The 7,688-nt window shown below is 62.7% G+C and carries 9 protein-coding genes and 1 tRNA gene; 2 read left to right on the top strand and 8 right to left on the bottom strand.

The genetic code is table 11. The features are described from left to right. Positions 1-247: 247 nt before the first annotated feature. Positions 248-577 (bottom strand): hypothetical protein, encoded by a 330-nt coding sequence (locus tag GSQ79_RS13575; protein WP_210253083.1) that lies wholly within the window; start codon positions 575-577, stop codon positions 248-250. A gap of 167 nt (positions 578-744) precedes the next feature. Between GSQ79_RS13575 and GSQ79_RS13570 the strand changes: the two genes are divergently transcribed. Both GSQ79_RS13570 and GSQ79_RS13565 read left to right on the top strand, forming a co-directional pair. Next, positions 745-820: transfer RNA gene (locus tag GSQ79_RS13570), tRNA-Thr, on the top strand. A 26-nt stretch (positions 821-846) separates the two neighbouring features. Beyond that, positions 847-1,002: a hypothetical protein gene (locus GSQ79_RS13565; protein WP_158809239.1), complete on the top strand. Its 156-nt coding sequence runs from the start codon at positions 847-849 to the stop codon at positions 1,000-1,002. A gap of 15 nt (positions 1,003-1,017) precedes the next feature. Here the strand turns inward: GSQ79_RS13565 and GSQ79_RS13560 are convergent, their stop codons facing one another. The 7 genes from GSQ79_RS13560 to GSQ79_RS13530 all read right to left on the bottom strand — a co-directional run. Further along, the gene (locus GSQ79_RS13560) at positions 1,018-1,248 is read right to left on the bottom strand and encodes a hypothetical protein (RefSeq protein WP_158809238.1); all 231 of its coding nucleotides are present in this window, start codon (positions 1,246-1,248) and stop codon (positions 1,018-1,020) included. A gap of 353 nt (positions 1,249-1,601) precedes the next feature. Continuing rightward, the gene (locus tag GSQ79_RS13555) at positions 1,602-2,018 is read right to left on the bottom strand and encodes a hypothetical protein (protein ID WP_158809237.1); all 417 of its coding nucleotides are present in this window, start codon (positions 2,016-2,018) and stop codon (positions 1,602-1,604) included. Then, the gene (locus tag GSQ79_RS13550; RefSeq protein ID WP_158809236.1) at positions 2,005-2,967 is read right to left on the bottom strand and encodes an NAD-dependent epimerase/dehydratase family protein; all 963 of its coding nucleotides are present in this window, start codon (positions 2,965-2,967) and stop codon (positions 2,005-2,007) included. The genes GSQ79_RS13555 and GSQ79_RS13550 overlap by 14 nt, the downstream gene beginning before the upstream one ends. Before the next feature lie 121 nt (positions 2,968-3,088). Then, a complete protein-coding gene (locus GSQ79_RS13545) occupies positions 3,089-3,937 on the bottom strand; it encodes a tetratricopeptide repeat protein (RefSeq protein WP_174243215.1) in 849 nt (282 codons plus the stop codon). Beyond that, complete coding sequence (ilvD, locus tag GSQ79_RS13540; protein ID WP_158809235.1) at positions 3,924-5,654, bottom strand: dihydroxy-acid dehydratase; 1,731 nt, start codon at positions 5,652-5,654, stop codon at positions 3,924-3,926. Before ilvD ends, GSQ79_RS13545 begins: the two co-directional genes overlap by 14 nt. Positions 5,655-6,000: 346 nt before the next feature. Further along, positions 6,001-7,209: an acyltransferase family protein gene (locus tag GSQ79_RS13535; RefSeq protein ID WP_158809234.1), complete on the bottom strand. Its 1,209-nt coding sequence runs from the start codon at positions 7,207-7,209 to the stop codon at positions 6,001-6,003. Between the two features lie 236 nt (positions 7,210-7,445). Beyond that, positions 7,446-7,688 (bottom strand): hypothetical protein (locus tag GSQ79_RS13530; protein WP_158809233.1); only part of this gene is annotated, 243 nt, incomplete at its 5' end.

Here is a 7,688-nt window from a genome sequence, read left to right as displayed (position 1 = left end):
GTCGGAATCTGGCTGTTCTCGACGCTCGACAAGAGCCGCCGCGGTCAGCTCGAGCGCGAGGCTTTCGACGCGCAATTCATCCGCTCCGAGACCGGCATCGGCGCCTCGCGGGCCCACGCACGCTAAGATATGCCACACGGACGCTGGAAGGCCGCGCATGCGCGGCCTTTTGCGTTTTGGACCATACCGATCCGGCACAAAAAAGGCCCCGGACCGGGGCCTTTTCGCGAGAATGATGAGACGTCGCTTACTCGCAGACGCGACCGTAGTGATCGACGTAGACGCCGGCATAGCCGTCCCAGTGGCAACGACGCGGCGGCGGCGGGGGCGCGTAATAGGCCGGGGCCGGCGGCGGATAACCGTAAGCCGGCGGCGGCGGCGGGTAGCCCGGACCGGGACCATAGGCGCCAGCGGCAGCGCTGCCGGCAAGCAGACCGAGAGCCGTCCCGCCGATAACACCAGCCGCGATCGCGCCGCCGTCACCGGCGTAGGTCGGCGTCATCGTCCCCGCGAGTGTCGCGACGCCGAGGCCCAAAACGACGCTGGCCTTGACCAGCATTCCAGCTTTCTTCAACAAGATCCCCTCCCGAAGCCTCACCATGGGCACTGCGCCCCGAATCCAACCGGAGTCCGACCGGTTGCTCGACGATATTTTAAGCGTCAGACTGCGGCGAGGTTAAGACCGCAGCGTTAAAGGACCGTTGCATCGCGACGCCGACGCTGGTAGCTCGTGGTTCCAGGCAAGCCGGCTTAGCTCAGTTGGTAGAGCAACTGATTTGTAATCAGTAGGTCGAGGGTTCGATTCCTTCAGCCGGCACCAAATCCGCCTTCTTATACAACGTTGTCGTGTTTCCAAGCCGGGCGTTTTTCGATCGCGCGCCGCAATCCGTTCGCCCGCGGGACCTCATCACACAGCACGGAGAGGTTCTGATGATCCTCGACGTTGCGGGGTTCCAGGCAGTCGCCGACTTCAAGCCGGACTACCTCGGCCCCGCCGTGTAACGGCTGAAGCGCGCCTCAGGCGTCTTCCATTTTAAAGGTCATGCTTGCCGTGAGGACCGTTTTGCCTCCTTCGTCGCGGACGACCATGACGAGTTCGTTCAAGTGCTTCGCAGAGGCGGTGTCAGCCGCAATAGCGCTGAGGCTCTTGATTGCCTCGGCACGCGCGGCGTCGAGGTTTTCCAGGTCCACCCCAGTCTCGTCGATGAGCGTCACGCCATCATGAAAGTCGAAAAAATAGCGGCTCACGACCGGTCTCCGTCCGCGGGAGGTACGATCACCTGCTAAGCTGCAGGCCGCATCCGGCCCCTTAACATAAGTTAGTGCGCACAACGTGCATAGGACTTTCGCTCTTCTGCCGCATCATCGCGGCCGGCTGTCAATCGGCACGTAGAAACAGAGAAAGGACGTAAGTCTGACAGATGTGGGCTGCGTGAAATACTGCTCGGTGTGATCGGTGCCAGCTGAGCTGTCGCTTGGTCCGACTGGGGGATTTAGATTAAGGCCGATTTGTGTTAGCTTGACCGTGACCCTTCGATGTCCTTTCAAGTCGCAGCGGTCTGGCCGTCCGGAAGCAGCAACTCATCGGACGGCCACCCTCCTCATTGATCGTCGGTTCTGCTGGCGTTTGGCATGACGGGGATCATCAGATGCTCGTTGCCGCGCTCTGCCTGTTGTCCCTTGCCGTCATGCTGGGCGCAGTCCTCGTGATACCGCGTCGCGCCTCCCTCACTTGCATCCGGAGGCGCACCGCTGCGGCAACCCACGGCGCGCTTGGCGCCAGCGGGCTCTGCGTTTTCCTCTGGATCGTCGGGACAGGTGCCACCACACAGGCGCAATGGCTTGTTGCGGGTCTCCTCTTTGCGGGTTTGCTCGCGGGCCTTGCGATTTTCGCGACCTGCCGGCACGCCCGCCCGCCGCCAGCGCTTGTTCTGGCGCTGCACGTGGTTTTCGCCGGCATGGGCTATCTGCTTTTCGTCGGCCTGATCCTGAGCTGAGGCCGTTTTAGCGATACGCAAGCCGCCAGGCGACGAAGCGCTTCAGGCCCTCGGCTAGATCGATCTTGGGCGCATAGCCCGTCAGCGCCGCCAGCTTGTCGATGTTTGCGAAGGTACAACGCACATCGCCCGGCTGCATCGGGCGGATGATCTTGATCGCGTCACGCCCCAGAGCGCGTTCCAGCATTTCGATCATGTCGAGCAGCCCGACAGGCCGATTGTCGCCGATGTTGAGGATGCGATTGGTGCCCGAAGACGGCGGGTGATCGAGGGCACCCAGGATCCCGTCGACGATGTCGTCGATGTACGTGAAATCGCGGGCCATCTTGCCTTCGCCGTAGACCTCGATCGGCTGTCCCGCGAGGATCTTCTCGGTAAAGGAAAAGTACGCCATGTCCGGCCGTCCCCACGGACCGTAGACCGTGAAGAAGCGGAGCCCCGACTGCGGGATGCCATAGAGGCCGGCGTAGGCCGTGCTCATCAGTTCGCCCGCGCGCTTGGTCGCGGCGTAGAGCGAGACCGGCGCATCGACGGGATCGTCCTCGCGGAACGCCGTGTCGAGCGGGCGATGGCCATAGACCGAGCTCGACGAGGCATACACAAGATGCTCGAAATCCCGCGCGTGACGGCAGGCTTCGAGTATTGAAAGGTGCCCCGCAAGGTTGGACCGCTCATAGGCGAAGGGATGCTCGATGGAATAGCGGACGCCCGCCTGCGCGGCGAGGTGGACCACACGGCGGCAGGCGGCCCGAGCGATGAGCGACGCCACCAGCGCCGCGTCGGCGATATCGCCTTCGACCATCTCGAAGCCGGGCTGAGACGCAAGGGTCGCGACCCGCGCCACCTTGAGCGCCGGATCATAATAGTCGTTGAAGTTGTCGAGCCCCAGGACGCTCTCGCCACGTGCGAGCAACCGCTCACAGACGGCGCGACCGATGAACCCGGCCGCTCCCGTCACCAGCACCGTCATTGCAAACACTTTCTCTGGATGATGGACATCTCGACGAGCAGCTTTAGCGCTCAAGAAGCCAGTGCGCGACCGCCCATCGAGCTGATCGGCCACAAAGCCGAAAAAGACGGCCGCGAGTTGCCTAGTTCCGCCTCTTCAACCGGTCGTCGAGATAGACGCTCGCGACCTGACGATCGTCGTCGGAGGCAGAGCCCATCGCCTTCCCATAAAGATCGAGGATCCACTGATCCTTGACCTTGTCGGTGACGCCATCATGGGCGAGCGATAGCCACATCAGGCCAAGGGCACGTTGCCTCTGCACGCCGTCGTGGCCTGCGAAAAGCATCTGGCCAAGCAGCGCCTGGGACTCGATGTGTCCTTTGTCCGCGGCGAGGAACAGCCAGCGCGCAGCCTGACGCCCGTCCTTGGCGGTTCCGCTGCCGTCGAGATACATCCGCGCAAGATTGTACTGCGCGTTGGCATCGCCGAAGTTCACGGCGGCGTAATGGAACATCTCCATCGCCCGCGCGGTGTTCGGCGCGATGCGGGTGTTGGCGATGCCGCTCAGATTATAGACGCCGAGAGCGACAAAGGCGCTCGACACGAACGGTGCCTGCCGCGGATCGGCATCGTCTTCGTCGTAATTCTCGACGATCTGAGAGAAATATTCGAAGGCCTTGGCATCGTCGTGAGGGACGCCATCGCCGGCCGCGTACATCTTCCCGAGCTTCCATTGCGCCAGGGATTCGCCGCCCTCAGCGGCATATTCCAACGCCGCGATCGCCGAATGCGGGTGGCCGCTGCGCACGCCTTCCAAACCCGCCCGCAACGCGGCTTTCGGGTTCTTGAAGATCTGCAGCGGCGCCTTGTCATCGACGGCGCTGTTGCCGTCGAACGCCCAAGCGCAAGATTCGCCGGCCATCGCAACGGCGGCGATCCCGAGCCCTGCCGCAAAGCAGGCGGAGAGGAAACGTCCCTTACGTGTCAGCATAGATATGCGTCTCGCCGGCCTGCCCCGGATGGGTCACGGCTCCGTTGACGGCGGGGCCCACCGTTTGCGCGTAGCGCCAGATGGCGCCCGACCCGAACTCGTGTGCGCGCGGCTTCCAGGCAGCCTTGCGCTTCGCCAGCACTTCCTCGGACACCTTCAGATCGATCGTTCCCTTGATAGCGTCGAGCTCGATGATGTCGCCGTCCTCGACAAGCGCGATCGGACCGCCGACCGCAGCCTCAGGGCCGACATGGCCGACACAGAAGCCGCGCGTCGCGCCGGAGAAGCGACCATCGGTGACGAGCGCAACCTTGGCGCCCATGCCCTGCCCGTACAGAGCCGCCGTCGTCGACAGCATCTCGCGCATGCCGGGCCCCCCCTTGGGACCCTCGTAGCGGATGACGAAGACGCAGCCTTCCTTGTACTTCTTGGCGCTCACCGCCGCGTAGCAGTCCTCCTCGCAATCGAAGACCAGCGCCGGACCGGTGAAGGTCAGCGCCTCCTGCGGCATGCCCGCGACCTTCACGATCGCGCCTTCCGGCGCCAAGGTCCCGCGTAGGCCCACGACGCCGCCGGTCACGGTGATCGGGTTGTTGGCGGGGCGCACCACGTCCTGGTGCGGGTTCCACTTCACCTTTTCCATGTTCTCGGCGATCGTCCGCCCGGTCACGGTCATGCAGTCGCCATGGAGGAAGCCGTTGTCGAGCAGCGTCTTCATCAGGATCGGGATGCCGCCGGCCTCGAACATGTCCTTGGCGACGTATTTCCCGCCCGGCTTCAGGTCGGCGATGTAGGGCGTGCGCTTGAAGATCGCGGCGACATCAAAGAGATCGAACTTGATGCCGCACTCGTTGGCGATCGCCGGCAGATGCAGCGCCGCGTTCGTCGAACCGCCCGAGGCGGCGACAACAGTGGCCGCGTTCTCGAGGGCCTTCAACGTGACGATGTCACGCGGACGGATGTTGCGGGCGATCAGTTCGACAACCATCTCACCGGCGGTCATGCAGAACTGGTCGCGGATTTCGTAAGGCGCGGGCGCGCCGGCCGAATAGGGCAGCGCCAAGCCGATCGCCTCGGAAACGGTCGCCATCGTGTTGGCGGTGAACTGCGCGCCGCAGGCGCCCGCCGAGGGACACGCGACGTGCTCGAGCTCGTCGAGGTCTTCGCTCGACATGTCGCCGACCGAGTGCTTGCCGACCGCCTCGAAGAGATCCTGGACGGTGACCTGCTGGCCGCGGAAATTGCCGGGCAGGATCGAGCCGCCGTAGATGAAGATCGACGGGACATTGAGACGCACCATGGCCATCATCATGCCCGGCAGCGACTTGTCGCAACCCGCCAAGCCGACGAGCGCATCGTAGCAATGGCCGCGCATGGTGAGTTCGACCGAGTCGGCGATGAGATCGCGCGACGCCAGCGACGCCTTCATGCCCTTGTGGCCCATCGCGATGCCGTCGGTGACGGTGATGGTGACGAATTCACGCGGCGTGCCGCCGGCAGCGGCAACGCCCTTCTTCACGACGGCGGCCTGACGCATCAACGAAATATTGCAGGGCGCCGCTTCATTCCAGCACGACGCTACGCCGACGAGCGGCTGATGAATCTGCTCCTTGGTGAGACCCATGGCATAAAGATAGGACCGATGCGGAGCGCGCGCGGGCCCCTCGGTCACGTGACGGCTGGGAAGATTCTTCTTATCGAAAACGCGCGCATCCATACTCTAAAACCCGCCTCATTCTGCTCGTGTGAATGAACATCGCCCGGATGGGCCAAACCAGAACCGCAGACAGCGCGGCAACATTTACCCTCTGAGATCTCGCGCCAAGGCCAGATCCAGCGCTTAACAAGACCAACTATCACCTAAGATGAGGTTAGATTAGCGGAGGGTTTATGGCTGAAAAGCGGCTTTGCCACCGATAGGATACATCAGAGATACGAACGCCGTTGGCTGTGTCGGCAAAGCAACAAAACCGGCGTCTTAACAAGCATTTACCTACCGGAAAAGAATTATTGCGCGTGACTTTTCCGTCGCATTGATTAAGACGCGCACAAAGCTGGGTTGCTCAGAATGGAACCTCGGCGCGGCTGGTATTGTCCGCATCGGCAATCGTCAGGAAATCCAGCATATTGCTCAAATCAAGCGAGCGTCGCGCTATGACGAGCAAAGCGGGGAGGTGCGCCTCGGCCGGCTTTTCGAATGCGATGTTGAAAAGCTTGCCGAGCCCGATCGCAGCCGCTGACGCCGCCGCCAGAGCCACTACAGGCGGTATGCCGACAACCTCGAGACGGTGCATCAAGACAAAGCCGACAACAAAATGCACGACGTAGATCGGAAAGGCGAGCTCGCCGAGAACGACCAGGATGCGCGCTCGGCCGAGCCATTCGAGCCGCCCCGCCACGATCGCGGCCAGCGTGGCCAGAGCGGCGACGACAGCCGCGCCATGGCATGGCGTGTTCGAGAAGAAGACGAGCACGAGCGATGCCGCAGCAAGTCCCCACCAGACGCGTTGGGTCCGGTCTTCTGCAAGCTGAAAGAGCGCGATGCCGAAGGCAAACAAGGGCAGGTAACCGTCGGCGGTCACAATGCCGCGGATGCTGAGACTGTGCTGTCGCGTGGGTTCGCCGTCGATGCAGATCGCACTGACGCTCAAGCCGATGATCAGGATTGCGACGAGATGCCGGCGCAACGGCCCAAACCACGTCGCGCCGACCAGCAGGCACAGAAAGATCTCGATCTTCAGGCGCCAGTGGGCGCTATCGACCTCGTCGACGCCCAGCATATCGGCCACCATCAAAAGGTTTGCCGGCAGGGCTTCGATCGTTGCTTTGACGTTGGGAATATCGCCGCTCTGGAGCAACACGAAGCCCAGGATCACGGCAGGAACAACGGCAGGCAGATAGCGGAGAAGCCGCTGCTGGACGTAGGCGCCGAGGCTTTCGACGTGGCGGATGTCGTGGAACAGCCGGTAAGCGGCTCTTGCGAGAAAAAGCTGCAGAGCGAGAAAGCCGACCGCCGGGACCGGCATCGGACCGTTGGCATGCCCGACGGCGAGATCGTATTTGGTCGTGTAACTGCCGATCAGCACGCCCAGGATGATCAAGCCGCCAAGCGCCACCATGGCCGGCGAGGCACTATGCCCGCGGGCTGGAAGCGCCTTCGGCTTAGCATCTTCACGGCGAACCGCGCGGCGTTCCTGAATAAGGAAGACACCGTCCGGCGTCTTCAATTCGGCAATGGCATGCCGGTCTTCAATTCGGCCCGTAGGAAACATAGCGACATCTCTGCTTATGACGTAATGGCATAAGCACCACCGCCGGTTTCATTCCGGCTTTGTGAGATCGCTACAATTTTACGGATATGCCGGGCTTTTCACCCGAAACTGCCCCCTTGCATCAAGGTGGTTAAGCGAGCGTCAGAAACGGCGGTTAATGCAAGCTAACCGCGTCGAGGGCATGGGACCGGTCGGCCCTCGGGGTCTGACCGGTCCCATATCGTTGGCGATGCGGGCTATACCGGCCCCAGCCGCGACAAGGCAATTTCGAGCCGCGCCACCTGGCTTCGCGCGGCGGCAAGACGCTCGCGCTGCTCCTCGACGATGTCATCGGGCGCCCGCTTCAGGAAATCCTCGTTGCCGAGCTTGGCTTCGATCTTTTCCGCCTCGCTCTTATGCTTGGCGATTTCCTTGACGAGACGCGCCCGTTCGGCCGCGAAATCGATGATCCCTTCGAGCGGCAGCGCGATGACAGTGCC

Source organism: Beijerinckia sp. L45 (genome assembly GCF_009765775.1).
Lineage (GTDB): Bacteria > Pseudomonadota > Alphaproteobacteria > Rhizobiales > Beijerinckiaceae > RH-AL1.
This window is presented reverse-complemented; position numbering and strand designations above follow the sequence as displayed.

Coding starts and splice junctions, on each gene's coding strand:
- ilvD (WP_158809235.1), bottom strand. CDS start 5,654: ATGGATGCGCGCGTTTTCGATAAGAAGAATCTTCCCAGCCGTCACGTG.
- GSQ79_RS13535 (WP_158809234.1), bottom strand. CDS start 7,209: ATGTTTCCTACGGGCCGAATTGAAGACCGGCATGCCATTGCCGAATTG.
- GSQ79_RS13550 (WP_158809236.1), bottom strand. CDS start 2,967: ATGACGGTGCTGGTGACGGGAGCGGCCGGGTTCATCGGTCGCGCCGTC.
- GSQ79_RS13545 (WP_174243215.1), bottom strand. CDS start 3,937: ATGCTGACACGTAAGGGACGTTTCCTCTCCGCCTGCTTTGCGGCAGGG.